Annotated in this window: 24 protein-coding genes; 13 read left to right on the top strand and 11 right to left on the bottom strand. The window is 71.0% G+C overall.

The window, feature by feature from the left end:
* Window positions 1-65 precede the first annotated feature (65 nt).
* The 9 genes from RH864_RS11405 to RH864_RS11365 all read right to left on the bottom strand — a co-directional run bounded on the left by RH864_RS11405 (window position 66) and on the right by RH864_RS11365 (window position 9410).
* The gene (locus RH864_RS11405) at window positions 66-806 is read right to left on the bottom strand and encodes an ABC transporter permease (RefSeq protein WP_310517679.1); all 741 of its coding nucleotides are present in this window, start codon (window positions 804-806) and stop codon (window positions 66-68) included.
* Between the two features lies 1 nt (window position 807).
* Window positions 808-1719 (bottom strand): ABC transporter ATP-binding protein, encoded by a 912-nt coding sequence (locus RH864_RS11400; protein ID WP_310517678.1) that lies wholly within the window; start codon window positions 1717-1719, stop codon window positions 808-810.
* Window positions 1720-1819: 100 nt separating this feature from the next.
* Window positions 1820-2680 carry a carbohydrate ABC transporter permease gene (locus RH864_RS11395; protein WP_310517677.1) on the bottom strand — a complete coding sequence of 287 codons (861 nt, stop codon included), beginning with the start codon at window positions 2678-2680 and terminating at the stop codon, window positions 1820-1822.
* Between the two features lie 12 nt (window positions 2681-2692).
* Complete coding sequence (locus RH864_RS11390; RefSeq protein WP_310517676.1) at window positions 2693-3658, bottom strand: carbohydrate ABC transporter permease; 966 nt, start codon at window positions 3656-3658, stop codon at window positions 2693-2695.
* Window positions 3655-4599 carry a ribokinase gene (locus RH864_RS11385; protein WP_310517675.1) on the bottom strand — a complete coding sequence of 315 codons (945 nt, stop codon included), beginning with the start codon at window positions 4597-4599 and terminating at the stop codon, window positions 3655-3657. Before RH864_RS11385 ends, RH864_RS11390 begins: the two co-directional genes overlap by 4 nt.
* 37 nt (window positions 4600-4636) lie before the next feature.
* A complete protein-coding gene (locus tag RH864_RS11380; RefSeq protein ID WP_310517674.1) occupies window positions 4637-5869 on the bottom strand; it encodes an MFS transporter in 1233 nt (410 codons plus the stop codon).
* Between the two features lie 74 nt (window positions 5870-5943).
* Entirely contained in the window at window positions 5944-7275 is a 1332-nt protein-coding gene (locus RH864_RS11375; RefSeq protein ID WP_310517673.1) for an ABC transporter substrate-binding protein, read from the bottom strand.
* 58 nt (window positions 7276-7333) lie between these two features.
* A complete protein-coding gene (locus RH864_RS11370) occupies window positions 7334-8287 on the bottom strand; it encodes a nucleoside hydrolase (RefSeq protein WP_310517672.1) in 954 nt (317 codons plus the stop codon).
* A 76-nt stretch (window positions 8288-8363) separates the two neighbouring features.
* Window positions 8364-9410, bottom strand: coding sequence for a LacI family DNA-binding transcriptional regulator (locus tag RH864_RS11365; RefSeq protein ID WP_310517671.1), 1047 nt, complete (start codon window positions 9408-9410; stop codon window positions 8364-8366).
* Between the two features lie 147 nt (window positions 9411-9557).
* Between RH864_RS11365 and RH864_RS11360 the strand changes: the two genes are divergently transcribed.
* The 4 genes from RH864_RS11360 to RH864_RS11345 all read left to right on the top strand — a co-directional run bounded on the left by RH864_RS11360 (window position 9558) and on the right by RH864_RS11345 (window position 13398).
* On the top strand, window positions 9558-10517 hold the full coding sequence (locus tag RH864_RS11360; protein WP_310517670.1) for a nucleoside hydrolase: 960 nt from the start codon (window positions 9558-9560) through the stop codon (window positions 10515-10517).
* A 52-nt stretch (window positions 10518-10569) separates the two neighbouring features.
* Window positions 10570-11271 carry a response regulator transcription factor gene (locus RH864_RS11355; protein WP_310517669.1) on the top strand — a complete coding sequence of 234 codons (702 nt, stop codon included), beginning with the start codon at window positions 10570-10572 and terminating at the stop codon, window positions 11269-11271.
* Window positions 11264-12715: a sensor histidine kinase gene (locus RH864_RS11350; protein ID WP_310517668.1), complete on the top strand. Its 1452-nt coding sequence runs from the start codon at window positions 11264-11266 to the stop codon at window positions 12713-12715. The genes RH864_RS11355 and RH864_RS11350 overlap by 8 nt, the downstream gene beginning before the upstream one ends.
* Before the next feature lie 83 nt (window positions 12716-12798).
* Entirely contained in the window at window positions 12799-13398 is a 600-nt protein-coding gene (locus tag RH864_RS11345; RefSeq protein WP_310517667.1) for a PepSY domain-containing protein, read from the top strand.
* A gap of 79 nt (window positions 13399-13477) precedes the next feature.
* Here the strand turns inward: RH864_RS11345 and RH864_RS11340 are convergent, their stop codons facing one another.
* On the bottom strand, window positions 13478-13951 hold the full coding sequence (locus RH864_RS11340; protein ID WP_310517666.1) for an iron chaperone: 474 nt from the start codon (window positions 13949-13951) through the stop codon (window positions 13478-13480).
* 308 nt (window positions 13952-14259) lie between these two features.
* Between RH864_RS11340 and RH864_RS11335 the strand changes: the two genes are divergently transcribed.
* The 9 genes from RH864_RS11335 to RH864_RS11295 all read left to right on the top strand — a co-directional run bounded on the left by RH864_RS11335 (window position 14260) and on the right by RH864_RS11295 (window position 25117).
* Entirely contained in the window at window positions 14260-15741 is a 1482-nt protein-coding gene (locus tag RH864_RS11335) for an APC family permease (protein ID WP_310517665.1), read from the top strand.
* Window positions 15738-16502 carry a gamma-glutamyl-gamma-aminobutyrate hydrolase family protein gene (locus RH864_RS11330; RefSeq protein WP_310517664.1) on the top strand — a complete coding sequence of 255 codons (765 nt, stop codon included), beginning with the start codon at window positions 15738-15740 and terminating at the stop codon, window positions 16500-16502. Before RH864_RS11335 ends, RH864_RS11330 begins: the two co-directional genes overlap by 4 nt.
* A complete protein-coding gene (locus RH864_RS11325; protein ID WP_310517663.1) occupies window positions 16499-17263 on the top strand; it encodes an SDR family NAD(P)-dependent oxidoreductase in 765 nt (254 codons plus the stop codon). Before RH864_RS11330 ends, RH864_RS11325 begins: the two co-directional genes overlap by 4 nt.
* Window positions 17260-18633 (top strand): glutamine synthetase family protein, encoded by a 1374-nt coding sequence (locus RH864_RS11320; RefSeq protein ID WP_310517662.1) that lies wholly within the window; start codon window positions 17260-17262, stop codon window positions 18631-18633. Before RH864_RS11325 ends, RH864_RS11320 begins: the two co-directional genes overlap by 4 nt.
* A gap of 1 nt (window position 18634) precedes the next feature.
* Window positions 18635-20080 carry an aldehyde dehydrogenase family protein gene (locus RH864_RS11315; protein ID WP_310517661.1) on the top strand — a complete coding sequence of 482 codons (1446 nt, stop codon included), beginning with the start codon at window positions 18635-18637 and terminating at the stop codon, window positions 20078-20080.
* Between the two features lie 21 nt (window positions 20081-20101).
* Window positions 20102-20824 carry a FadR/GntR family transcriptional regulator gene (locus RH864_RS11310; protein ID WP_310517660.1) on the top strand — a complete coding sequence of 241 codons (723 nt, stop codon included), beginning with the start codon at window positions 20102-20104 and terminating at the stop codon, window positions 20822-20824.
* A gap of 164 nt (window positions 20825-20988) precedes the next feature.
* Window positions 20989-22326, top strand: a complete 1338-nt coding sequence (locus RH864_RS11305; protein WP_310517659.1) for a hemolysin family protein — start codon at window positions 20989-20991, stop codon at window positions 22324-22326.
* Window positions 22316-23365, top strand: a complete 1050-nt coding sequence (locus RH864_RS11300; protein WP_310517658.1) for a hemolysin family protein — start codon at window positions 22316-22318, stop codon at window positions 23363-23365. The genes RH864_RS11305 and RH864_RS11300 overlap by 11 nt, the downstream gene beginning before the upstream one ends.
* Before the next feature lie 168 nt (window positions 23366-23533).
* Window positions 23534-25117, top strand: coding sequence for an MFS transporter (locus RH864_RS11295; RefSeq protein ID WP_310517657.1), 1584 nt, complete (start codon window positions 23534-23536; stop codon window positions 25115-25117).
* A 261-nt stretch (window positions 25118-25378) separates the two neighbouring features.
* On the opposite strand, the gene RH864_RS11290 is transcribed toward RH864_RS11295, so the two are convergent.
* Window positions 25379-25666, bottom strand: a complete 288-nt coding sequence (locus RH864_RS11290) for a hypothetical protein (protein WP_310517656.1) — start codon at window positions 25664-25666, stop codon at window positions 25379-25381.
* Window positions 25667-25819: the final 153 nt, after the last annotated feature.

Here is a 25819-nt window from a genome sequence, read left to right as displayed (position 1 = left end):
CAACCGCGATTTCGACACGCGCCGGCAGGATTCTCGTCCCGGCTGGCACCGTCCCGATGCGCGCGCTACTCCCACCGGAAGAAGCGCACCGCGGCGAAGCCGAAGATCGCGGTCCACGCGGTCAGGACGGTGACCTCCTGGAGCCCGGGCCAGCCGCCCGCGGCGGTCGCGTTCAGGGCGAGCGCGCCCGCGCCGAGCGGGGTGAGCGCGACGAGGTCGCCGAGCAGCCCGGGCATCGTCTGCACCGGCAGCCAGACCCCCGCCGTGAACATGAGCGGGAACAGCAGGATCGAACCCCACGCGGTCGCGATCTTCGCGGTGCGTGCGATGCCGCCGACCAGGCCGCCGAGCGCGAGGCAGGATGCGAGCATGAGCAGCGCGGTCGCGAGATATCCGACGCCGTTCTGCGGCAGCGCGACCTGATAGGCCAAGAATCCGAGCAGGATCGGGACCGCGCCGCCGACGATCGCGGCCGTGCCGTAGATGAGGTACTGGGCGAACAGCACGGTGCGCGGTCGCACGGGGGTCGTCGCGAACCGGCGCAGGATCCGTTGCTCCCGGTAGGTGGCGAGCACGACCGGCATCGCGAGCAGTGACGCCATCAGCATCGCGAGGATCACCGCGACCGGGACGTAGATCGTCAGGAAGCTGACGCCGAGGCCGTCGATCGGTTCGCGGAGCACCGGGACGAGCCCGAGCACGACGACCAGGACAGCCGGGAACCCGATGATCCAGAAGACATAGCCGGGCTCACGGGCGAACAGCCTGACCTCGGCCTGCACGACCGTGCGTGCTGACGACGCCATCTCAGTCCTCCCCGTCCGGGCCGGTGAGGTCGAGGAATGCGTCGTCGAGCGTCGCGTCCACGATGCGAAGGCGCTCCGGATGCATCCCGCGGGCGGCGAGCGCCTGCAGCACCGGGAGGACCGCCTCGTCGGTGAGGCTGAGCTCGAGCCGTCCGTCGTCGCGGCGACGCACGCCCGCGACACCGGGGACGTCCTCGAGAATCCCGACCTCCACGGGCGCTGCGATCGCGAAGCTCATGACGGTCGGCGCGCCGATGCCGCCGATCACGCCCTCGGGTGTGTCGAGTGCGGTCAGCCGGCCCTGGTCGATCACGGCGACCCGGTCGCACAGGTGACGCGCCTCTTCCATGAAGTGCGTGACGAGGATGACGGTCGTGCCCGCGTCGCGGGCCTCCTCCACGAGGCGCCACACCTCCCGACGCGACCGCGGGTCGAGACCGGTGCTGAGCTCGTCGAGCAGGGCGACGCGTGGCCGACCGACGAGCGCCAGCGCGATCGCCAGTCGTTGCTGCTGGCCGCCGGACAGGTCGGCGTAGCGGGTGTCGAGCTTCGAGCCGAGGCCGAGCCGTTCGACGAGCTCGAGGCCGTCGACGGGGTCGTCGTAGAACGACGCGTACAGCGTGACGGCCTCACGGACCGTCTGCTTCGCAGGGAGCCCGGCCTGCTGAAGCTGCACGCCGACGACCCGGGTCACGCGTGCGCGCTCGGCGTGCGGGTCGAGCCCGGTGACCTGGACGACACCGGCATCCGGCCGGCGCAGGCCGGCGATGCACTCGACCGTCGTCGTCTTGCCCGAGCCGTTCGGCCCGAGGATGCCGAAGATCTCACCGTCGTCGACGTCGAGGTCGAGGTCGTCGACCGCGACGGTCGGACCGTACGTCTTGCGGAGCCCGCGCACCTCGACGATCGCCATGGGCGTCAGCATGCCAGACGACCGCTCGCCGGTCGAGAAAAGGGGAGAGGCGGGACCCGGCACGCCGGGCCCCGCCTCCGCTCGCTTCAGACGGGTGCGCTCACTTCAGGCCGGTGCTGGCGAGGCCTCGGACGAAGTACCGCTGAAGGATGAGGAACAGGATGATGAGCGGGAGCGTCGCGACCGCGGCGCCCGCGAACGTCAGCCCCCAGTCGGCGAACTCACCCGGCGCGACCGACTGGGCGATGTTCACCTGGACCGGCTGGTTCTCGGGCGACTGCGTCACGACCAGCGGCCAGAGGAACGAGTTCCAGGAGAACAGGAACATCACCAGGCACAGCGTTGCGAGCGCGGTGCGCACGTTCGGCAGGATGATGCTCCAGAAGATCCGGAAATGGCCGGCGCCGTCCAGCCGGGCGGCCTCATCGAGCGCGACGGGGATCTCCTCGAAGTGCTGGCGGAGCAGGAAGAGCCCGAACACGTTCGCGACCCACGGGATGGCGACCGCGAGGAGCGTGTCCTGCAGGTTCAGCCCCGAGATGACCGAGTACATCGGGACCACCAGGGCCTCGGTCGGCAGCATGAACGTGAGCAGGATCAGCGCGAACACGACGTTGCGGCCCTTGAACGGGATCCGCGTGAGAGCGTACGCCGCGAGCGAGCACACCACGAGCGCACCGCCGACCTGGATCGCAGCGATCAGGAACGAGTTGACGAGCGCCCGGCCGATGCCCTTCGACTCGAACAGCGCGACGAAGTTCTCGAACGTCCCCTTGACCGGCAGGAACGCCTCCCAGCTCAACGGGTTGATGTCGCTGAAGATGTCGAACTGGCTCTTGAACCCGGAGGACACCATCCAGAGGTACGGCATCACGAAGACGACGACGATCCCGAGGAGGATCAGCGAGGCCCACGCCACGCGGGCGGCGCGCGCGGGCGCGGAAGCACGTGAGGTCTGCATCATGGGCTCCTTCTAGTAGTTCCAGCGGGTGCGCAGCAGCCGCATCTGGATGAGGCTGATGGCGAGGGCGAACAGGAGCACGATGATCGAGATCGCGGACGCGAGCCCCGGCTGCTGCAGGTTGAACGCGGTTCGGTAGATGTGGAAGATGATCAGGTTCGTCGACCCGACGGGACCGCCGCCCGTCATCAGCATCGCCGGGGCGAACGCCTGGAGCGCGAACACGGTCATGACGATCACGACCAGGAGCGTCGTCCGCGAGACGAGCGGGATCGTGATGCTCACCAGGCGGCGGACCGGGCCTGCGCCGTCGACGACCGAAGCCTCCTGCACCTCCTCGGGGATGCCCTGCAGGCCGCCCAGGAACAGCACCGCCGCGAGACCGACCTGCTGCCACACGGACATCAGGATGATCGCCGGGAGGGCGAACGCCGGGTCGGTGAGGAACGGGATGGGCCCGAGCCCGATGCTCTGCAGCGCGCCGTTGACCAGTCCCTGCTGCGCGAGCATGAACAGGAACAGCGTGGCGACGACGACGGACGAGGTGACCACCGGGAGGAAGATCATCGTGCGGATCAGCGCGCGGGCCGGCAGCCGGCCGTTGAGGTAGACCGCGAGCAGGAACGAGGTCGGCACGACGACGACGACCATGCCGACGACGAAGATCAGCGTGACCAGCATCGATTGGACCGTCGTGGGGTCGGTGAACGCGGTGACGAAGTTGTCGAAGCCGACGAACACCCGGGCGTCGGGGTTGAACAGCGAGTACTGGTAGACGCTGTCGCGCGCGAGCACGAACAGCGGGACGTACTGGAAGACGAGCAGGAGCAGCACGAACGGAGTGAGGAACGCGCCCGCGGCGGCGAGGTTGCGCCGTGCGGCCCGGCTGTGCCGGGGTCGCCCGGTCGACGCGCGCGCCGGAGCCGGCCGACGGGTGCGGTCCGTCTTCTCCGACGTCGGGGTCACCAGATCGGTCATGAGTTCTGCATCCTTCCTTCAGCCGCCGGCATCAGTGCGGCGATCTCAGCGTTCGTCGGGCTTGCGGCGATGGTGCCCTCGCGGGTCACGGCGAGCCCACCGGCGATGACGCCGCGTTGGACCGCGTCCGCGAGCGAAAGCCCCTGGGCGAGCCCGGTGACGAGCACTCCCGTGAAGATGTCGCCCGCGCCGGTCGTGTCGACGACCTTGTCGATCGGCAGCGCCGGCACGTGCCACGAGCTGACGCCGTCGCTCGCCGCGGCGCCGTGTGCGCCGATCGTCACGACCGCACTGCTCGCGACGTCGGCCGCGAGCTTCGCCGCCGCCGCCTTGGCCTCCTCGGGGCCGCGGATGCCGTCCGGGGCGTCGGCTCCCAGAATGGCGATCGACTCCGGCTCGTTCACGATGAGCGGGTCGGCCGACGCCAGGGTCTCCGCGCTCAGCGGATGGAACGGGGCGAGGTTGAGGATGAATCGTGCGCCGACCGATCGCGCCGCCCGGGCGCCGGCCTCGATCGCCTCGACCGGCAGCTCGCCCTGGCTGAGGACCAGCTGCGGGCGGATGCGCTCGATCAGCTCGGAGACCCGATCGGCGGTGACCTCGTCATTGGCTCCGCGCGTGACGACGATGCAGTTCTCGCCGTGCGAGTCGACCATGATGAACGCCGAGCCCGTGGCCGAGTCCGAACGGAGCACCGCCGAGACATCCACGCCGCCCTCGACGAGGGTCTCCAGTGCGCGGTCCCCGTCGTCGTCGGCGCCCACGGCGCCGACGAAGCGCACGTCGGCGCCGCTGCGCGCCGCGGCGAACGCCTGGTTCGCGCCCTTCCCGCCGAGCCCCTGCGCGGTCCGCTCGGCGATGACCGTCTCCCCGGGGGCGGGCAGGCTGGTCAGGTACGCGAACCGGTCGAGGTGGATGGATCCGAGCACGACCATGGTCATCGGATCCGGTGTCGCCGGCGCTTCCCTCTCGAGACGGTCAGTCGACATTGATGGCCTTTCTATAGGTGGCGGCGAAGATGATCGCCACGAGGATTGAGAGCCCGCCGACCGTGACGCTCATGGCCCCCGGGTCGACGGTGAGTGCGAGTCCCATGACGAGTGGGAGGACGAGGCTCGCGAGCCGGCTGACCATGGAGCCGGCGGCGTAGCCGTAGGGGCGCGTCCGTGCGGACGTGCCGTCGAAGATCAGGACGTTGCCCGTCACGATGCCCGAGCTGATCGCGGCGCCGTGGAGGGCGAACACGACCACCAGCACGACGTCGTCGACGGGCAGCGCGGTCGCGGCGAAGCCCAGCGCGCCGATCGCGAGCGCGACCAGCCAGAGTCGGGCGAGGCGCCGGCGATCGACGACCCGCGCGAGCAGCAGCACGAACACGATCGCGACGATCTCGCGAGCGACCAGCGCAGGTGCCACGAGATGGGCGCGGTCGGTCGCGAGCAGGTACAGCGGGAAGAACGACGAGCCGGCGATCACCAGGAGCGGCGTCGCGGCCGAGACGATCAGACCCAGCCGGAGCTTCGGCGACTCCCGGATGAGGTGCGCGAGCCGGCTGCGGGGTTGCCGGCCACCCGGGGCCGCAGGCCCATCCGCGGTCACGATCGCCGTCGCGGCCAGTGCCTCGGCTTCCGCCGCGCGCACGGTCTCGTCGTCGAGGCTCGGCGCCCTCGCGATCGCGATCGTGACGACGAGACCGGCGACGAGCACGACGGTCGCGACGAAGACCGGCAGGGAGCTCGAGGGCGAGGCGACGTTCACGAGGAACAGCGCGGCGATGAGTGCGCCGCCCCGCTGCCAGGCCGAGTTCACCGTCTGCGCCCAGACCTGGTTCGGCCCGGCGTGCGACGCGAGCCCCGAGAGGATCGGGGTGAAGAGCAGGGAGAAGGCGCACCCGAGGACCACCGCGGCGACGCACGAGCCGGCGTACCCGGTGTCGGCGAAGAGCACCGCCGCGCCCACGGCCATGGTCGCCGCACCAGCGAACATCACCGGCCGTGGCCCGAGACGGCCGACCAGGCGCCCGGTCGCGGTGTCGGTGATCAGGGCGGAGACCGCGAGCAGCGACACCAGCAGCGAGGCGGCCGCGGCATCGGCGCCCTGCCGCGTCGCCCAGCTCGGCACGACGGTCAGCAGCAGTGCGTACAGCGCGAAGTACGCTCCCGCGAGCACGAGATGGATGTGCAGCTGCGCTCGTGGGCGGTGCTTGAACATGCGGTCACTCCTCGGGCGGTGCCGTCTGGAACCGAAAGGACGGAACCAGACGGCACCGGGATGCCCTGGTCGGGTCAGCGCAGGACGGGCGTGATCTGCTGGGCGGCGCGGTCCAGCATCTCGGCGGGGTCGCTGCCGTAGGCGATGTCGCGGAGGCCGTCGGTGACGAACTGCGCGTACTGCGTGAACGCGGGCGTCAGCGGGCGCGGCTGGCCCCACTCCTGGATCTCGTCGACCAGGACGCGGTAGGGCGCCTCGCTCAGCGCGGGGATCTCGGCGATCGACGAGGTCAGGACCGGGATGCGGCGGTTCTCCGTGGCCATCTTGGTCAGGAGCTCGCCGGTGCTCATCGCGACGACGGCCTCGGCCGCGACCTCGGGGTTCGGAGCCGTCGCGCCCACGCCGAGCGTGACCGCGCCGGTGTGCACGATGGGCGTGTTGAAGTACGGCATCGGGGCGACCGCCCACTCGAAGTCGACCTCGGCGTCCTCGAGCATCGTGATCATGCTCGCGACCTCGAGGTCGAAGCAGGCCTTGCCGTCGATCAGCGCGTTCGGGATCGGGTCCTTCGAGGTGACCTGGTTCTCGCCCTGGAACAGGTTCTGGTAGAACGTGGTGGCCTCGACGGCCTCAGGGGTGTTCAGCCACCCGTCCACTTCCTTGCCGTCCGGGGACAGCGCCCAGAAGGTCTTGTACTCGTCCGAGTCCTCCGGGGCATCCGGGTCGCCCATGCTGCGCTGGAACAGCAGGTCGCGGTAGATGGCGCCGGGCGTGCCGTTGCCCAGTCGCGAGGGTGCGAGGCCGAACACCGTGATGTCGGTGCCCGAACCCTGCTGGCACGCCTGGAAGGCCTCGAGCGCCTCGGGCCAGGTCCACGCGTCCTCGATGGTGTCCGGGACCGTGATGCCCGCGGCATCCGTCATCGTCTTGTTGTAGTAGAGCGCGAGCGCGTCCTGCTGCAGCCCGGGGGAGTAGACCTTGCCGTCCCAGCTGTTCTCGGTGAGCGTCGCGGGGATGACATCGTCGTGCCACCCCTCGGGCAGGTACTCGTCCAGCGGGAGCAGCAGGCCCTGCGACGCGTAGGCCTGCGTGTTGGGGCCGTCGTAGCCGACGATGTCCGGCATCGACTTCGCCGATGCGAGCACGCTGATCTTGTCGGCGAGCTGACCGAACGGGACCTCGGTGACGTCGAACTCCACGCACTCGTTGGTCGCCTGGTAGTCCTCCAGCTGCGAGTCCAGCGGGAAGGTGTTCTGTGCGCGCAGCACGGTGAGCGTCGTGACGCCGTCGGGGCACTCGGCGGTCGCCGGCCCCTTGCCCGCTCCTCCGTCGGAGGCCGCGCAGCCCGCGAGCGTCAGCCCGGCCACGGCGGCCATGGCGAACGTGCCTACGATCCGGTTCTTCATTGATGTGCTCCTTTGCAGTGGTGGTGGATCTCTCGGTGGGTCTTCGGGGGATGAACCGTCACGCGGCCGGCTTCATGCTGTCGCGCATCAGTTCGAAGAAGCGCTGCCGATCGGCGCTCGTCGCGACGAAGGCGTTCGGCGCCTCCGCGCCCCGTCGGCGGACGTCGACCACGGTGCGGCCGAACGTGCGCTGGCCCGTGGTCTCGATCCCGACGTGGAGGTGTTCGAGGTCGAGCACCTCGGGGTCGAGCAGGTAGGCGATGCACAGCGCGTCGTGCACCGCGGCGCTGTGCGGGATCGGCTGCGGCTGGCTCTCGTCGTGCACCGCGATGCGGTGCGAGATGAACCTGCTCGCCGCCTCCGCGGCGGGTGTGCCCAGCGCGGCCAGCTCGTCGGCCTGGGCCTGGTCGATCAGGGCCTGGTGGGTGGCGTCGAGCGGCACGAGGACGAGCCGCTCGAAGCCGGCCTGGAAGACCACGTCGGCCGCGTACGGGTCGTGCCAGATGTTCGCCTCGGCGGCCGGGGTCACGTTGCCGAAGGCGTGCGCCCCGCCCATGATGACGACCTCGGCGACCGCGTCGACGATCTTCGGGTCGCACGTGACCGCCGCGGCGATGTTGGTCAGCGGTGCCACCGGGACGAGGGTGATCTGCTCGGTCGTGCTGCGCAGCGTCTCGACGAGGAACTCCACGGCGGTGGCCGACTGCTCGCGGCTCGTCGGCGCGTCGAGGCCGAGGGAGACCGGATGCATCCGCTGCGTCCCGGTGACGCCCCGCGTCGACAGCGCCGGGGTGTGCAGCGGCGTGAATGCGCGGTCCAGCCCGCGGTAGACCGGGATGCCGGTAGCGCCGATGTGGTCGAGCACCGCAAGGGTGTTACCGGTCGTCTCCTCGACGGGGAGGTTGCCGCGCACGGTCGTGCAGGCGATCAGGTCGAGGCTCGGGTTGAGCGCGGCCATCATGATCGCGACCGCGTCATCGGTCCCGGTGTCGACGTCGAGGATGAGCTTCATCAGGGGTGTCCCTCCATTGGGTCGTGTGGTGTGCTGGGTCTTGGCGGCGTGCGCGATCAGCGCCGCGCGGCGCCGGTCACGCCTCGGTGCCCGCGGGAGCCTCGACGTCGCATCCGCAGCTCTCGCGGATGGCGAGCGAGAAGTCGCACACGACGTGCACGCCGGGCGCGGTCGCGCGGTCGAGCAGCAGGTCGACGGCGGTGTTCGCCAGGTCGCCGAACGGCTGGACGACGGTCGAGAGGGGCGGCACCGAGAACTGCGACTCGGCCGTGCCGTCGAAGGAGAAGAGTGCGAGATCCGACGGGACGTGGATCTTCAGCTTGTGTGCGGCGAGCAGCACGCCGATCGCCTGCTGCTCGCTGCTCACGAAGAGCGCTTCCGGTGCGTCGTCCGACCCGAGGATCTCGAGGCCGGCACGGAATCCGTCGGCTTTGGTGAACGGGCCGCGCGCGCGCCAGCCGTCCTGGACCGTGAGCCCCGCCTCCTGCATCGCTCGTTCCCACCCGAGGACGCGGTCCTGTGCCGTGGAGATCCCGGCGGGTCCCTCGACGATCCCGATGCGCCGGTAGCCGTGGCCGATGAGGTGACGGGTCGCCTCGAAGGCGCCTCCGACATTGTCGACGAGTGCGGATGAGGCGTGGCTGTCGCTCGTCTTCCGGTCGAGCACCACCAGCGGGACGCCGGCCGCCATCGCCTTGCTCGCGTGCGACCGGTCGTGCACGCCGATGTAGATCAGTCCGTCGACCTGCCGGTCGAGGAACGCGTCGATGAGCTCGCTCTCGCGGGCCATGCTCTCGGCCGCGTCGCCCAGGAGGAGCACCTTGCCGCGCGCCGTGACCGCGTCCTCGAGCGCGTGCGCCATGGTCGCGAAGAAGCTGTTCGAGATGTCGGGGACGAGCAGTGCGAGTGCGCCGCTCGAGCCGGATGCGAGCGACTTGGCGACGCTGTTGGGCCGGTACCCGAGCTCGTCGATCGCGCGCTCCACGCGCGCTCGGGTCTCGGCGGCGACGGGCCGCGGACCGCCGTTCGTAACGTAGCTGACGACCGCGACGGAGGTGCCGGCGAGTGCCGCGACGTCTTCGCGGGTGGCTTTCCGCCCACGGGTGCGCGTGTCGTGCGGCATGTTCGTCTCGTCCTCTTCGACTCGATCTGCGGGGCGGTCTACCCGAGTTGTCTACGCGGGTTGTCTACCCGCGTAGATTGGACGATAGCAAGACGCCAAATGCGAGTCAACCTTGCAGATCATCGGACCGAAGGAGCCCCGAAGACCATGACGAAGAAGCTCATCATCGACTGCGATCCCGGGCACGACGACGCGATCGCGCTGTTCCTCGCGTTCGGCGACCCGGCGGTCGAGGTCGCCGCGGTCACGACCGTCCGGGGCAACCAGAGCATCGAGCACGTGGCGAACAACGCGCTCATCCTGTGCGACATCGCCGAGCAGCACGCGATCCCGGTCGCGGCCGGAGCGCATCGCCCGCTGGTCCACGATCCGCTGCCCGACCTGGGCATCCACGGGCGCACCGGACTCGACGGCCCCGACCTGCCCGAGCCGTCGCGAGCGCTCGACCCGCGCCACGCCGTCCAGCTCATGATCGACACGATCATGGCCGCGCCGGCCGGCGAGATCACCCTGGTCGCGCTCGGCCCGCTCACCAATCTCGCGCTGGCCGTGCGCCTGGAGCCCCGGATCGTCGAGCGGGTCGCCGGCGTCGTCACCATGGGCGGCGGATTCCACGTGGGCAATCGCACGCCGGTCGCCGAGTTCAACGTGCTCTCCGACCCCGAGGCGGCGCACATCGTCTACGAGGCGGGCTGGCCGGTGACGATCATCGGGCTGGACGTGACGAACACCACCACGGCGTCGCCGGACGTGCTCGGCAGGATCGAGGCGATCGACACGCCGGTCGCACGGTTCGTCGTCGAGCTCCTGGCGTTCTACGCGAAGTCCTACGAGGGGTACGAGGGGATGGCGGGTGCCTTCACCGCACCGCCGGTGCACGATGCGTGCGCCGTCGCCTACGCGATCGCGCCCGAGCTGTTCGACGTCGTCCCGGCGCCGGTGACGGTTGAGCTGACCGGATCGCGGACGCGCGGCATGACGGTCGCCGACCTGCGCGCACCCGCGCCAGAGGGCTGCCGGACGCGCATCGCCCGGTCCACCGACGCGCGTGGCGTCTGGGGTCTGATCGAGCGCGCGCTCGCGTCGGGCGGGGCGTCGGCCCCGTGAGGCGACGCGCCGCTTCAGCCCCGTTTCAGTCGCGATCGGCCACGATGGGGTCATGCGTCTGCTCGTGGTCGATGACGAGGTCCGACTCGCCGAGGGGTTGAAGCGCGGTCTCGAGGCCGAGGGGTTCGCGGTCGACGTCGCCCACGACGGTGCCGAGGGGCTCTGGTATGCGCGCGAGCACGAGTACGCGGCCATCCTGCTCGACATCATGCTGCCGCGCATGAACGGCTATGTCGTCTGCCGCACCCTGCGCGACGAGCAGATCTGGACGCCCGTGCTCATGCTCACCGCGAAGGACGGCGAATGGGACGAGGTCGAGGGCCTCGACACGGGCGCCGACGACTACCTCACGAAGCCGTTCTCGTTCGCGGTGCTGGTCGCGCGCGTGCGCGCGCTCATCCGGCGCGGAGGCAGCGCCCGGCCGGCGACGCTCGAGGTCGGCGACCTGACGCTCGACCCGGCCGCCCGCACCGTCGCCCGGGCCGGCGCACCGATCGAGCTCACCACGCGCGAGTTCGCCGTGCTCGAGTTCCTCATGCGCCGCGCGGGTGATGTCGTGCCCAAGCCGGACATCCTCAACGGCGTGTGGGACTTCGGGTTCGACGGCGACCCGAACATCGTCGAGGTCTACATCAGGCACCTGCGGAACAAGGTCGACCGCCCCTTCGGCGTCGAGAGCATCGAGACCATGCGCGGCGCGGGCTACCGGATCGCCGCGACCCGCTCCGGCCGGACGGGCGCGGCCGGTGGCTGAGCGCCGCCGCCGCGCGGGTGTCGTCCGGCGCGTGACGACCGCGGCGACGCTCGTCGTCGCCGTCGCGCTGGTCGTCGGCGCGCTCGTCTTCTGGGCGACGCTTCGCGCGTCGCTCACCGCCCAGCTCGACGCGGCGGCCCAACAGGATGCCTCGACCCTCGCGCAGCAGCTCGACGCGCTCGACCTCGACGAGGACGACGGCGACGACGGCGACGGCGACCACGGTGATGGCGACGACCGGGACGATGGCGGCTCCGCCGGCGAGGCATCCGACGAGGCATCCGCCGCCGATCGCGACGCGATCGAAGCGATGCTGCCGGACCTCGACGACGACCGGTTCGTGCAGGTCATCGACCGCGACACCGGCGCGGTCGTGGCGGCCAGCGGGGCCGCCGAGGACGCGCCAGCCCTCTCGGATCGCGACGGTTCGGCACCTGGCACGGTGCAGTTTCCCGGAGAAGACGACGCGTATGCGTCCGCCGCCGAGCGTGACGGCGACTGGGTGGTGGTCGCGGGCCGCAGCACCGCGCAGGCCGAGTCGACCCTCGCGACCGTGGGCGTCATGCTCGCGATCGCGGTGCCGCTGCTCGTCGCGCTGGTCGCCGTCACCGCGTGGCTCACGGCCCGGCGCGCCCTCGCGCCCGTCGAGCGGATGCGACGAGAGGTCGACGCGGTCAGCGGCAGCGACCTCTCGCGCCGGGTGCCCGAACCCGAGACGAGCGACGAGATCGGCCGCCTCGCGCACACCATGAACGGCATGCTGGCGCGCCTCGAGGCCTCGGCGGCGACCCAGCGACGCTTCATCTCGGACGCCTCGCACGAGCTGAAGTCCCCGCTCGCGTCGCTCCGGCAGTTCGCCGAGGTCGCGCTGCGACACCCCGACCGGATCAGCCAGGCCGAGCTCGGCGAGGCCGTGCTCGACGAGGGCGCGCGGCTCGAACGGCTCGTGCAGGGCATGCTCGTGCTCGCGCGCGCCGACGAACGCGCGCTCGCCCTCGCCGTCACCGATGTCGACCTCGACGACCTCGCGTTCGCCGAGGCGCGCCGGCTCGGCGCCGCTGCGACGGTGGCGACGGATGCCTCGCAGGTGTCGCCGGCTCGCGTGCGCGGCGATCTCGGGCTGCTGCAACAGCTCGTGCGCAACCTCGCCGACAATGCGGCCCGGCACGCGCACGGCCGGGTCGCGTTCACGGTGGCGACGGATGCCTCGGGCGCGACGCTGCTCGTCGACGACGACGGCGCCGGCATCCCGACCGCGGACCGTGAGCGGGTGTTCGAACGGTTCGTGCGCCTCGACGACGCGCGTGCGCGCGACACGGGCGGCAACGGGCTCGGACTCGCGATCGTGCGAGAGATCGCGGTCGCGCACGGCGGATCGGTCACGATCGGGGACTCGCCGCTCGGCGGCGCGCGCGTCACGGTGCGGCTGCCGAACGCCGCCTGAAGACGGCTTCAGCGCACTTCAGGCTGGCTTCAGCGGCCGGACGGGAGGGTGGGATCCGAACCAGTCGAACGGGGAGGAACCTCATGAAGAAGCGCACCATCTGGATCACGTCGGCCGCCGCGGCGGGAGTGCTCGCGATCGGGGCGACCGCTACCGCGTTCGCGGTCGGATCGGACGACTCCGACGGTCGCGACGACCGCACGGCGGCGCCGGCCGCTCCGGGGGTCCCGGCTGTTCCGGCCGCTCCGTCCGGGTCTGCGGACGGCCAGTCCGGCCAGTCGGGCCAGCTCGAGGCCGCGGTGGCCGCCGCGCTCGCCGAGGTGGGCCCCGGCACGGTCACCGACGCGGACGCGGATGACGACTCGAGCCACGCGTACGAGATCGATGTCCGGCTCGACGCGGGCGGCTCGGTCGAGGTCAAGCTCGACCGCGACCTCAACGTCGTGTCGGTGCAGAACGACGACGATGACGACGACGACCGGGGCGGCGACCGGGCGATCGATCCCGCCGACCGTCAGCGCGCGATCGACGCCGCGCTCGCGCACGCGGGCGGCGGCACCGTGACCGACGTCGAGCTGAGCGACGACGACGACCACCTCTGGGAGGTCGAGATCGACCTCGCGAACGGCGACGACCTCGACGTCGAGCTGGCGGCCGACTTCACGGTCGTCAAGGCCGACTGACCGCTCAGCCTCCCGCGAAGCGCCGCCGGACCCACGGGTCCGGCGGCGCTTCCGCGTGGGTGGGCCGCATGGGTGGCGGTCAGCCGGCGGCGCGCTTCACGAGGTCGGTGATGCGGGCCTCGTCGGCGGGCGTGAGCGAGGTGATCGCGAAGGCGGTCGGCCACATGGTGCCGTCGTCGAGGTTCGCTTCCTCGTTGAAGCCCAGGGTCGCGTATCGGGTCTTGAACTTGGATGCGGCCTGGAAGAAGACGACGACCTTGCCTTGCCTCGCGTAGGCGGGCTGCCCGTACCAGGTCTTCGGCTCGAGGTCGGGCGCCGCCGAGGTGACGATCGCGTGGATGCGCTCCCCGATCGCGCGATCCGCGTCGGACATCTCGGCGAGCGCGGCGAGCACCGCCTGTTCCCCCGAGACCTTGCCGGCCTTCGGCCCCTTGCCCTTCGCGGCCTTCAGCTCCTGTGCGCGCTCCTTCATCGCGGCGCGCTCCTCGGCGCTGAACCCGTCGGCGTTCGCGGCGTCGGTCTTCGTGGTCCTGGCGGTCTGCTTCTCGGCCATGGTGAGGTCTGCCCTTTCATCGTTCCTGCGGATGCCCTCATCGTAGGAACGCGACCCCGGGCGCCGCTTCTCGAAAACTGATCGATGCGCGCCGCCCCCGTGGCCCGTAGAGATCGACGACGCAATTGCGTGCAAATTGACGACTGAATCGCGTGCAAATTGACGACTGAACGTCGTCGCGCTCGGCTCGCTCGCGCCGTGACGGCAGCCGCCGGAGGCATCCGTCACTGAATTCTCTCTTGCGCGCGTTGGACTATTGGGCTAAAAAATAGACCAATGATCCATTCGTGCGTTCGAAGGAGAGCATGATGAGCGCGAATGCCGTAACCCCCGCACCACCGGAGGCCCCCGGCCGGTCCCTCAAGGGCAGCCTCGGCGCGATCTCGGTCACCTTCATGGTGATCGCGGCTGCCGCACCGCTGACCGTCGTGGGCGGCATCGTGCCGATCGGCTTCCTCCTCGGCAACGGTATCGGCTTCCCGGTGATGTTCCTCGCGGCCACCGTGATCCTGCTGCTGTTCTCCGTCGGGCTCACCACGATGAGCCGGTACGTGCCTCGGGCGGGCTCGTTCTTCACGTTCGTCACGCACGGCCTCGGGCGGACCCCCGGACTCGCGACCGCGTATCTCGCGCTCGTCTGTTACACGACGGTGCAGATCGCGGTGTTCTCGTACCTCGGCGGCACGCTGAGCTCGAGCATCGTGCTGCTCGGCGGGCCCGAGATCGCCTGGTGGCTGTTCACGCTCGTGAGCATGGCGATTGTCGGCGTGCTCGGGTACCGCCGGATCGAGCTCAGCTCGCGGGTCCTCGTCGTCGTGCTGATCGCCGAGATGGGCATCGTGCTCCTGCTGGGCCTCGTCATCCTCGTGACCGGCGGCGCCGACGGCGTGACCACCGGCTCGTTCCTGCTCGAGAACATCCTCTCCGGCTCGCCCGCGCTCGGCCTGATGTTCGCGATCGCGAGCTTCATCGGCTTCGAGTCGACCGTCGTGTACCGCGACGAGGTGCGCGACCCCGACCGCACCATCCCGCGCGCCACGTACGCGTCAGCGATCGTCATCGGCCTCTTCTACGCGTTCGCCGCCTGGACCATCGTCGTCGGGCTCGGCGAGGGCGGCGTCATCGACGAGGCCGCCGCCGACCCCGCGACCCTCGTCGCCCGGGTGACCGAGCAGTACCTCGGGCCGGTCGGCGCCATCGCGGTCGCGGTGCTCTTCCTCGGCAGCATGTTCGCCGCGGTGCTCTCGCTGCACAACGTGCTCACGCGCTACCACCACTCGATGGCCAACGCGCGCGTGCTGCCCGACCGGCTGGGCGTCGTGCACGGCCGGCACGGCTCGCCGCACCTCGCGTCCGTCGTGCAGGTCAGCACGGTCGCGGTGCTGCTCGTGCTGCTCACCGTCATCGGCTTCACGCCCGAGAACATCTTCGCCTGGTTCGCGGGCATCGGCACGCTCGCGATCGTCATCCTCATGGCGTTCACGTGCCTCGCCGTCATCGTCTACTTCGCACGCACCCGGGTGCTGCGCAGCCCCTGGCACACCCTCATCGCGCCCGGACTCGGGTTCGTGGGCCTCGCGGTCGCCGCGGCGCTCATCGCCGCGAACTTCCCGCTCCTCGTGAGCGACGTCGACGCGGACGGCAACCCGGCGTGGGGCGCGATCAGCATCACGCTCGTCGCGATCGTGGTGCTCGCGCCCATCGTCGGCCTCGTCCAGGCGCTCATCATGCGATCGCGCAAGCCCGAGGCCTACGCCCAGATCACCCGACGATTCGACGAGGCGGAATGACGAACGTGACCGACATCGTGACGGCCCAGCCGAGCCCGCTCGTGGGCATCAGCGGGCGCCGCAAGACGGCCGCCATCATGGGCGCCCCCGCGGGCTTCGCCGACGCCCCGCTCGAGCTGTACCTGAGCGAGTACGCGACCTCGGTGCTCGCCGCGGGCGGGCTGCCCGTGCACCTGCCGCTCGATGCACCGCCGGCCGAGCTCGTCGCTCGCATGGACGCGGTGGTCGTCGTGGGCGGCGACGACGTCGACCCGCGCCGCTACGGCGAGGCGCCCGGCCCGTTCACGACCTACGTCGATCCCGAGCGCGACGAGTTCGAGTCGGCGCTCATCGAGGCGGCGATCGACCGGGGCGTCCCGCTGCTCGGGGTGTGCCGGGGCGCGCAGCTGCTCAACGTGGTGCTCGGCGGCGCGCTCATCCAGCACCTGCCGACGGGGGAGGGCGAGTCGCACGGCTCCTACGCCTATCCGCGCGCGCACCGGTCGCACCCGGTCAGCACCCTGCCCGGCAGCCTCGCGGCGAAGCTCTACGGCGCGACCGCCCGGGTCAACTCGTTCCACCACCAGGCGGTCGGCCGCCTCGGCGACGGACTCGTGGCGACCGCGACCGCGCCCGACGGCATCGTCGAGGCGATCGAGCTGACCGACGCCGACGTCGTCGGCGTCCAGTGGCATCCGGAGACGTTCGGGGGCGATCCGGTCTTCGGATGGCTCGTCGAGACCGCGGCGCAGCGCGCCCAGAAGATCGGAAAGGCAGCATGAGGCACCAGGGAAAGCACGCGTTCATCACCGGAGGCGGGTCGGGCATCGGTCGCGAGACCGCGCTGCGCCTCGCGCGCGAAGGCGCCCGGGTGCTGGTGACCGACCTCTCCGAGGAGGCGGCCGCCGAGACCGTGCGCCTCATCGAGGAGGCGGGCGGATCGGGGCTCAGCGCGCGCGTGGACGTCCGCGACCGCGCGCAGATCCGGGCCGCCGTGGCCCTCGCCGAGCAGTCGTGGGGTGCACTCCACCTGCTCGTGAACAACGCGGGTGTGGTGACCAACCACTCGTTCGCCGACCTCACCGAGGAGGCGTGGGACTTCGTCTTCGACATCAACGTCAAGGGCCAGTTCCTGGTGGCGCAGGAGGCCGCCGACCTGATCGCGCGTTCGGGCGGCGGGGCGATCGTGAACCTGTCGACGGTCGAGGCGCTCGTGGTCGTCACCAGCACGGGCACCGCGCAGCCGCACTACAACGCCTCCAAGGGCGGCGTGCCGATGCTGACCAAGGCGCTCGCGGTCGAGCTCGCGTCGAAGAACATCAGGGTGAACTGCGTGGCACCCGGCCCGGTCGCCACCGACTTCTTCGACCTGGAGGGGGTGACGAGTCCCGAGGCGATGGAGTTCATGCGTCAGCGGCTGCTCGTGCCGCGCGTGGGGCAGCCCGCCGACATCGCGTCGGCGGTGTCGTGGCTGTTGAGCGACGAGGCGGCCTGGGTGGACGGCATCCAGCTTCCCGTCGACGGCGGATGGCTCACCCGATGATCGACGACGTGCGCCTCGCCCCTGACGAGCTCGAGGCCGCAGGCATCCGCACGGTCGTCGTCGCGACCCCCGACCTGCAGGGCCGGCTCGTCGGCCGGCGGATCCCGGTCGAGGGGTTCGGGCGGGTCGTGGCGAACGGTGTGGACATCTGCACGTGCGCCTGGGCGTGGGACATCGAACAGGGCCTCGGGCTCATCGAGGGCAACCACTTCGCGCTGTGCGGCATGCAGAACGGGGTGCCCGACGTGACGCTCGTGCCCGACCTGGACACGCTCCGCCCGGCCGCGTGGCTCGACGGCGTCGCGATCTGCCTCGCCGACCCGGTGGACGTGAAGACCCACGAGCCCATGGCGCTCTCGCCGCGCGTCATCCTGAAGCAGGAGCTCGCTCGCCTCCGCGGGCTCGGCCTCACACCGCTCGCGGGGACCGAGCTCGAGTTCTACCTCTTCAAGAACGAGCCGCGACAGCTCCGGCAGTCGGGCTTCCGCGACCTCGACCCGACGACGCTCATCCCGAGCGACTTCATGATCCACGAGGGCAACGTCTACGAGCCGTTCTTCCAGAAGCTGCGGAGCGACCTGCGTGCGAGCGGCATCCTCGTCGAGGCCGCGCAGAGCGAGTGGGGCACCGGGCAGTGGGAGATGACGTTCGAGTACGGCGACCCGCTCGAGATGGCCGACCGGCATGCGCTGTACAAGCTCGCGGTGCGCGACAGCGCGGCCCGCGCCGGCATGTCGGCGACGTTCATGGCGCGACCGCTGAACGGCCAGCCCGGTTCGTCGTGCCACGTGCACGTCTCGTTCATCGACGAGGCCGGCACCCCCGTCTTCTGGGACGAGCAGGCGCCCGAGCACATGAGCGACACCATGCGCTCGGCCGTGGCCGGCGCGCTCGAGCACGCCCCCGGCCTCATGGGCTGGTACGCGCCGACGATCAACTCGTACCGCCGGAACAACTCCGACGAGGTCGCCGGCAACGGCCGCACGTGGGGGTTCGACAACCGGACCACGTCGGTCCGCGTCGTCGGGCACAGCGCCGGCGCGCTGCGGTTCGAGTTCCGCCTCCCGGGCGCCGACACGAACCCGTACTTCACGCTCACGGGCGTGCTCGCCTCGGCGCGCGACGGCATCGAGAAGTCGACACCGGCACCCGAGCCGGTTCGCGGAAGCGCGTACGACCTCCCCGCGGACGAGGCCATGCCCCGTCACCTCGGTGAGGCGGCCGCCGCGTTCGCGAGCAGCGAGCTCGTGGCGAGCATCCTCGACGAGGAGTCGATCCGCCACCAGCGCATCCTGCTCGACCACGAGTGGAACACGTTCCTCGCCGCCGTGAGCGACTGGGACCTCGCGCGCTACTTCGATCGGATCTGACATGGACTACCCCGCGCTCAGCACCTGGGTCGACGGCGAGGAGCAGACGAGCCCGATCGCCGACGGCGGCCGGCTGGTCGACCCGAACACGGGGGAGGCGCTCGCCGACTCCCGTTCGAGCTCGCCCGATCAGCTCGACCGGGCGATCGCCGCGGCCGATACCGCGCACCGCGACGCGCGCTGGCGCGGGCTCGGGCCCGAGCGGCGCGCCGAGCTGCTCGTCGCGCTCGCGGACTGGATCGACGCGCGCGCGGAAGAGATCGCCGTCCTCGACGCGCTCAACAGCGGCGTCCCGATCTCCGTGACGAGGCTGTTCGCCGGCTCCAACGGCGACACCCTGCGCGGAGCCGCAGCGCGCGCGGTCGCCGTCGGCGACTCCGAGGTGCTGCCGGCCGAGCACGGCGAGGTGCGCCTGCACCGCGTGCCCTGGGGCGCGACCGCGCTCATCCTGCCGTGGAACGCGCCGTCCGCCATGGCGGTCAAGAAGCTCGCCTTCGCGCTCGCCGCGGGCGCGACGACGGTCATGAAGCCGTCGTCGTTCTCGCCGTGGAGCGCCCAGCTGGTCGTGCGCGGCGCGCACGAGGTGGGGATCCCGGCCGGCGTGGTCAACCTCGTCCAGGGCGGCGGCGGGCTCGGCCGCGGCCTGGTCGCCGACCCGCGCATCGCGGCGATCGCGATGACCGGTTCGACGCCGACCGGCCGGGCGATCGCGGCCGAGGCGGCGCCGCGCTTCGCGCGCCTCAGGCTCGAGCTCGGCTCGAACAACCCGGCCATCGTGCGGCAGGACGCGGACCTCGAGCTCGCAGCGCGCAGCCTCACCGACGGCGTGCTCAAGCTGTCGGGCCAGTGGTGCGAGGCCCCGCGACGCGTGCTCGCCCCGCGCGCGCTCGTCGCGGACCTCGTCGAGCGCCTGCACGCGGAGTTCGCGACCCGGCGCATGGGCTCGAGTGTCGACCCCGGCACCGAGGTCGGCCCGGTCGCCTTCGAGGCTCGCCGTGCCGAGCTCGACGGGCAGCTCGACCGGCTGTCGCAGCAGGGTGCCCGCATCGTGCGCGCCGGCACGGCGCCCGATCTCGGCGGCTGGTTCTTCGACCCGGCGATCGCGGTGGTCGACGGGCCGGGGCTCGACGACGAGGTGTTCGGGCCGTTGCTGATCGTCGGCGGCTACGACGACGAGACGGAGGCGCTCCGGCTCGCCAACACGGGCCAGGTCGGTCTCGCCGGGTACGTCTACGGGGCGGATGTCCCGGCCGCAGCCGCGCTCGGCACACGGCTGATCGCGGGTGAGGTGAAGGTCAACGGGTCGAGCGTGCTGGACATGGCGCCCGCGTCGGCGCAGAGCTTCTTCGGCGACAGCGGACTCGGCGGACACGGCGATGCGGATGTGCTTGACTTCTTCGTGGGCAAGCAGGTGGTCGGCACCGATCCGGCGGGGCTGCCGCTCTGACCGCACCGTACGGGAGTCCTCATGGCTGATGAACGCAGGGTCCGCACGGATTTCTCGGCGGCGGTGCTGCGCCCGGTTCCCGGGTACCAGGCGGTCGTCGACTACCTGCGTCGCGAGATGAGCCTCGGCCGCATCCAACCGGGCGACCGGCTTCCGTCGGAGCGCAAGCTCGCCGAGCAGCTCGGCGTCGCCCGGGAGACGCTCCGTCAGGCGCTGCGCATCCTCGAGGGCAGCGGCCAGATCGTCGTCGCGCGCGGCGCATCGGGCGGTCCCATCGTGCAGGAGGCGGTGCTCGACCCGAACGTGATCCGTCAGGACGTGGCGTCGCGCGCGGAGCAGATCCTCGAGCTCACCGAGTTCCGCGCGGTCGTCGAGGCCGCCGCGTGCACGCTCGCCGCCGACCGGTGCGAGGATCGCGACCTCGCCGAGCTGGAGCGTGCGCAGCGGGAGCTCGCTGCGGCGTCGAGCAAGGCCGAGTCGCGTGCGGCCGACACGCGGTTCCACCTCGCGATCGCGGAGGCCGCGGGCAACACGTACCTGCGCGAGTCGATCGAGGAGGCCCGGGTGCGCATGTTCGACCCGGTCGACCTCGTGAGCTTCGACTTCATCAAGGACTCGAGCCATGCCGCGCACGAGCGCATCCTCGAGGCGATCCGCAGCGGAGACGGCGCGGCCGCGGCCGAGGCGATGCGCGCGCACCTCTCGACGACCCGCGAGGAGTTCTCGCGCGTCCTCCAGTCCTGAGACGCCGGGGCGTCGGGGACCGCGGGCCGTCGGAAGGCCGGCGGGCCGCCGGTCACATCAGGTGTTTCCCCAGCTGAAATGTCATAGATTAATCCGCATGGATGACCCTCCGAGTTGTACGTATCCGGATCTTCATCGAACGAGCGCCCCGTCGGGGGTGACCCTTGCCTGAGTGGGCGCTCATCCTCATCGGCCTGACCCTGACGGTCGGCACCGGCTTCTTCGTCGCCAGCGAGTTCGCGCTCGTGAACCTCGATCGCAATGAGCTCGAGGCCCGCCGCAATCGCGGCGAGAAGCGCCTCGGCCCCACCATCGGGGCACTCAAGATCACCTCGACGCACCTGTCCGGCGCGCAGCTCGGCATCACGCTGACCACGCTACTCACGGGCTACACGTTCGAGCCGGCGATCAGTCGCCTGCTCGAAGGGCCGCTCGGCGCCATCGGCGTTCCGGCCGGCGTCGTGCCCGCGGTCGGCGCGGTCTCGGGCATCCTGCTCGCGACGCTGCTCTCGATGATCGTCGGCGAGCTCGTGCCGAAGAACTTCGCGCTCGCGCTGCCGCGGCAGACCGCGAAGGTCGTCGTGCCGTTCCAGGTGTTCTTCACGACCGTGTTCAAGCCCGTGATCGCGCTCTGCAACGGCACCGCGAACGCGCTCATCCGGCGCATGGGCATCGAGCCCAAAGAAGAGCTGAGCGGCGCGCGCAGCGCGGAGGAGCTCGGGTTCCTCGTGCGGCGATCGGCGACGCAGGGCACGCTCGACGCCGATCACGCGACGCTGCTCGACCGCACGCTCAGGTTCGCCGAGCGCGACGCGGCCGACGTCATCACGCCGCGCGTGCGCATGGTCACGGTCGACGCCGACGACACGGCCGACGACGTCATCGCGACGTCCCTCGCGTCGGGTCACTCGCGCTTCCCCGTCACCGGTGAGGACCGCGACGACATCGTCGGCCTCGTGCACGTGAAGCAGGCGTTCCGGCTGACCCCCGAGGAGCGTGCCGGCGTGCGCGCGGCCGACCTCGCGTCGACGCCGCTGTTCGTGCCGGAGACCGCGGGCGTCGAGGGGCTGCTCACGTCGCTCCGCAGCGACGGCCAGCAGGTCGCGATCGTGCTCGACGAGCACGGTGGGACCGCGGGCCTCGTCACCATCGAGGACCTGGTCGAGGAGATCGTGGGCGAGCTCCGCGACGAGCACGACCGCGTGCACGCCGAGATCGTGCCCACCGACGACGGGTTCCTCTTCGACCCGGGCCTGCGGCCCGATGAGCTCAGGCAGCGCATCGGAGCATCCATTCCCGCCGACGACGACTACGAGACCGTCGGCGGCTACGTGCTCGACCGGCTCGAGCGCATCCCCGAGGTGGGCGAGGAGATCGACGTGCCCGACGGCACGATCCGCGTCGAGCGCCTCGACGGCGTGCGACTCACGAGGCTGAGGTGGGTGCCGAGCGAGACCCCTGAGCTCGCGCTGACCGGGGAGGAGGCATCCGATGGCCGCTGAGTATGTTCCCGGACTCGTCTGGCTGTTCGTCCTGCTCGCGCTCAACGCGTTCTTCGTCGGCGCCGAGTTCGCCGTGATCTCGGCGCGCCGCTCGCAGATCGAGCCGCGCGCCGCGCAGGGCGGCCGCGCGGCGAAGACCACGCTGTGGGCCATGGAGCACGCGACGCTCATGCTCGCGACGAGCCAGCTCGGCATCACCGTGTGCTCGCTCGTGATCCTGAACGTGTCCGAGCCGGCGATCCACCACCTGCTGGAGATCCCGCTCGGCTTCACGACGCTCTCGGCCGAGGCGATCGGCATCATCGCGTTCATCATCGCGCTCGTGCTGGTGACCTTCCTGCACGTCGTGTTCGGCGAGATGATCCCGAAGAACCTCGCGTTCTCGGTGCCGACGCGCGCCGCGCTGATCCTCGCGCCGCCGCTCGTGGTGGTGTCGAAGATCTTCTACCCGGTGATCGCCGGGCTGAACTGGGTCGCCAACGGCATCCTGCGGCTGTTCCGCGTCGAGCCGAAGGACGAGGCCACGAGCACGTACACGCTCGACGAGGTCGCGGGCATCGTCGAGCTCTCGACCCGCGAGGGGCTGCTCGACGACGCATCCGGCACGCTGAGTGCGGCGTTCGAGTTCACGACCAAGCGCGTGCGCGACGTCGAGGTGCCCACCGCGACGATGCACACGCTGCCCGACGGCGTGACCGTCGAGCAGGTGCGCGAGGCGGTCGCCGAGAGCGGCTGGTCGCGGTATGTGGTGACGGATGCCTCGGGCACCCCCACCGGCTACCTCCACCTGAAGGACGTGCTCGACCTCGCCGACCGCGGCGATCAGCCCGTGCCCGCGAAGCGGGTGCGCCGGCTCATCACGGTGCCGCGCGACGCCGAGCTCGAGGACGCCCTCGCCACCATGCGCCGCCAGGGCGTGCATGTGGCCCGCACGGCGTCCGACGACGGCACCATCCACGGCGCGGTGTTCCTCGAGGACATCATCGAGGAGCTCGTCGGCGAGATCGCCGACGCCTCGCACGAGGTGCCCACCGCCTGACCGCCCTCGCTGGAAGGGGTCGCTGCCGATGCTCGGCAGCGGCCCTTTCGCGTTGGAAGCCCGAAAGTGGGTCGGAAGGCCTGCCGGGGCGGCTTCCAACCCACCAGCGGGTCGCGGTCCCACATTTCGGGACTATGCGGCGAGGGCCGCGTGTGGTTCAGTGTGCACATGAATGGGCGCGACGAGGCGCCGGGGCGCTTCAACGGGCGGCTCGCCATCCTCCTGGCGATGGCCATGTTCGTGCTGGTCGTCGACACGTCGCTCATGAACGTGTCGATCTCGGCGGTGGTCCGCGACCTCGACACGACGGTGAGCGGCGTGCAGGGGGCGATCGCGCTCGAGGCGCTGGTCTCGGCCGCGTTCATCCTCATCGGCGGCAAGACCGGTGACCTGATCGGGCGCAAGCTCGCGTACATCCTGGGCCTGCTCGGCTACGCCGTGGGCGCGATCGCGATGACGCTCGCGCGCGACCTGACCGCGATCATCGTGTTCTGGGCGATCATCGGCGGCATCGGGGCCTCCCTGTTGCTGCCGGCCATGCAATCGCTCATCCACGGGAACTTCGAGGGCGCCCACCAGAAGCGCGTGTACGCGCTGGTGGGCGCGAGCGCGGCGATCGCGGCCGCGGTCGGGCCGCTCCTGGGCGGGTTCATCACGACGTTCCTGTCCTGGCGCGTCGGGTTCCTGCTGGAGGCGGTCATCATCGCGGTCGTCCTGCTCGGCATCGGGCTGGTGAAGGATGTCCCGTACACCGGGGCGCGCACGATCGACCTGTTCGGGGCCGCGCTGTCGGTCGTCGGCATGGGCGGCGTCGTGTTCGGGATCCTCATCTGGCAGGAGGGCGGGGAGTGGGTCGGGCTCACCATCGCCGTCGGCGCGGTCGCGCTCGTCGGGCTCGTGGTCTGGCTCCGGGCGCGGAAGCGCCGCGGCAGGCCGACCCTGCTCGATCCGGATCTGTTCGCACAGAAGCCGTTCCTGACCGGGGCGAGCGGACAGCTCCTGCAGCAGGTCGCGCTCGGCGGCACCATGATCGCACTGCCGATCTACCTGCAGATGGTGCTCGAGTACAACGCCCTGCTCGCGGGCCTGTCGATCGCGCCGCTCTCCCTCAGCATGTTCGTCGTGGCCCTCATCGCGGGCCGGCGGGCCAAGGGGCGGCCGGCGAACCTGATCCTCTGGGGATTCGTGTTCGTCTTCGCGGGCGTGCTCATCCTCATCCCGCTCGTGCCGCTGGCCGATTCGGGGTGGTGGCTCACCGGCCCGCTCATCGTCTCGGGGGTCGGGCTCGGGCTGCTCGTGTCGCAGCTCAACAACTTCACCCTGTCGCCCATCTCCGACGAGCGCGTCAGCGAGGCCGCCGGCGTGAACTCGGCGGCCGGATCGTTCGGGCTCTCGTTCGGCCTCGCGTTCGCGGGCGCCATCATGCTCGCGACCCTCGCGTTCACGTTCACGGCACGCGCCGACTCGAGCACGGTGCTCTCGCCGGAGGAGCAGCAGCAGGTCTCGGCCGTGCTCGAAGAGGACGCGCAGGTCATGTCCAACACGGGCCTCGTCGAGCTGCTCGCCGACGAGCCGCCCGAGGTGCAGGCCGAGATCGTGCGGATCAACACCGAGTCGCGTCCGCTCGCCCTGCAGGTCGCGCTGCTGGTGCCGCTGCTCGCCGCCGGGCTCGGTGTGCTGACCGCGTTCCGCATGCGCCGGCTGCCCGACCCCAAGCCGTCGTCCGCCGAGGGCGGCCTCGTGCTCGACTGACGCCGGCGCGCGACATCCGTCGATCGAGTTGCGAAGCGTATCGAGATCTCGCGACCCAGTGTCGAGGGCGGCTCACCGCGGTCTCGATACGCTCGCCGGCGCTCACTACTCGACCAACGGGCGGCACCCGCTGGCGCTCGCTACTCGACCAACGGGTGGCACGCGCTGGTCGAGTAGCGAAGCGTATCGAGACCCACCAGGGCTCGGATGGGGCTCGCCACTCGACCAACGGGCGGCGCGAATCGAGATCGCCCGCGTCGCTCAGTCCTCGCGGAACGGCAGGTTGAGCTCGTCGGGGTCGACGTCGACGTCGCCCGCGTCGTCCGGCCCGCCGGTCCCCGGCACGGCGTTCACCTGCGAGGTGTCGACGTCCTCCTCGACGAGGTCGGGTACCGGGTCGGACTGCTTCGCGGCCGTCTCGGTCTCACTCGCGGGGCTGTAGGCGGTGTCTTTCCGCAGCAGCTCGTCGTCCTCGAGCGCGCCGGGCCGCTCCCACTCGCCCTCGCGCCGGTCGGGGTTCGTGCCTTCCGCGTTCTCGTCTCGTCCCATGCGGGCAGGCTACGTCGCGAGACATCCGCCCGACCACCCCTTGACCCGCCCGCCCCCCCCCGCCTCCCGCCTCCCGCCCCGCCAACGGCGCCGCCCGGGGGGGGGAAGGTGAAAAGGGGGGTGGAAAGCACGCAAGGGCGACCTCCAACCCAC

Origin of the sequence: Agromyces aerolatus, from assembly GCF_031432255.1 — a bacterium.
Taxonomy (GTDB): domain Bacteria; phylum Actinomycetota; class Actinomycetes; order Actinomycetales; family Microbacteriaceae; genus Agromyces.
The sequence above is the reverse complement of the archived record's forward strand: the minus strand, read 5'-3'. Positions and strand labels throughout refer to the sequence as shown.

What these genes read in the sequence shown, in the direction of transcription:
- RH864_RS11405 (WP_310517679.1), bottom strand. Translation starts at nt 806, where the DNA reads ATGGCGTCGTCAGCACGCACGGTCGTGCAGGCCGAGGTCAGGCTGTTC.
- RH864_RS11400 (WP_310517678.1), bottom strand. Translation starts at nt 1,719, where the DNA reads ATGGCGATCGTCGAGGTGCGCGGGCTCCGCAAGACGTACGGTCCGACC.
- RH864_RS11395 (WP_310517677.1), bottom strand. Translation starts at nt 2,680, where the DNA reads ATGCAGACCTCACGTGCTTCCGCGCCCGCGCGCGCCGCCCGCGTGGCG.
- RH864_RS11390 (WP_310517676.1), bottom strand. Translation starts at nt 3,658, where the DNA reads ATGACCGATCTGGTGACCCCGACGTCGGAGAAGACGGACCGCACCCGT.
- RH864_RS11385 (WP_310517675.1), bottom strand. Translation starts at nt 4,599, where the DNA reads ATGACCATGGTCGTGCTCGGATCCATCCACCTCGACCGGTTCGCGTAC.
- RH864_RS11380 (WP_310517674.1), bottom strand. Translation starts at nt 5,869, where the DNA reads ATGTTCAAGCACCGCCCACGAGCGCAGCTGCACATCCATCTCGTGCTC.
- RH864_RS11375 (WP_310517673.1), bottom strand. Translation starts at nt 7,275, where the DNA reads ATGAAGAACCGGATCGTAGGCACGTTCGCCATGGCCGCCGTGGCCGGG.
- RH864_RS11370 (WP_310517672.1), bottom strand. Translation starts at nt 8,287, where the DNA reads ATGAAGCTCATCCTCGACGTCGACACCGGGACCGATGACGCGGTCGCG.
- RH864_RS11365 (WP_310517671.1), bottom strand. Translation starts at nt 9,410, where the DNA reads ATGCCGCACGACACGCGCACCCGTGGGCGGAAAGCCACCCGCGAAGAC.
- RH864_RS11360 (WP_310517670.1), top strand. Translation starts at nt 9,558, where the DNA reads ATGACGAAGAAGCTCATCATCGACTGCGATCCCGGGCACGACGACGCG.
- RH864_RS11355 (WP_310517669.1), top strand. Translation starts at nt 10,570, where the DNA reads ATGCGTCTGCTCGTGGTCGATGACGAGGTCCGACTCGCCGAGGGGTTG.
- RH864_RS11345 (WP_310517667.1), top strand. Translation starts at nt 12,799, where the DNA reads ATGAAGAAGCGCACCATCTGGATCACGTCGGCCGCCGCGGCGGGAGTG.
- RH864_RS11340 (WP_310517666.1), bottom strand. Translation starts at nt 13,951, where the DNA reads ATGGCCGAGAAGCAGACCGCCAGGACCACGAAGACCGACGCCGCGAAC.
- RH864_RS11335 (WP_310517665.1), top strand. Translation starts at nt 14,260, where the DNA reads ATGAGCGCGAATGCCGTAACCCCCGCACCACCGGAGGCCCCCGGCCGG.
- RH864_RS11330 (WP_310517664.1), top strand. Translation starts at nt 15,738, where the DNA reads ATGACGAACGTGACCGACATCGTGACGGCCCAGCCGAGCCCGCTCGTG.
- RH864_RS11325 (WP_310517663.1), top strand. Translation starts at nt 16,499, where the DNA reads ATGAGGCACCAGGGAAAGCACGCGTTCATCACCGGAGGCGGGTCGGGC.
- RH864_RS11320 (WP_310517662.1), top strand. Translation starts at nt 17,260, where the DNA reads ATGATCGACGACGTGCGCCTCGCCCCTGACGAGCTCGAGGCCGCAGGC.
- RH864_RS11315 (WP_310517661.1), top strand. Translation starts at nt 18,635, where the DNA reads ATGGACTACCCCGCGCTCAGCACCTGGGTCGACGGCGAGGAGCAGACG.
- RH864_RS11310 (WP_310517660.1), top strand. Translation starts at nt 20,102, where the DNA reads ATGGCTGATGAACGCAGGGTCCGCACGGATTTCTCGGCGGCGGTGCTG.
- RH864_RS11300 (WP_310517658.1), top strand. Translation starts at nt 22,316, where the DNA reads ATGGCCGCTGAGTATGTTCCCGGACTCGTCTGGCTGTTCGTCCTGCTC.
- RH864_RS11295 (WP_310517657.1), top strand. Translation starts at nt 23,534, where the DNA reads ATGAATGGGCGCGACGAGGCGCCGGGGCGCTTCAACGGGCGGCTCGCC.
- RH864_RS11290 (WP_310517656.1), bottom strand. Translation starts at nt 25,666, where the DNA reads ATGGGACGAGACGAGAACGCGGAAGGCACGAACCCCGACCGGCGCGAG.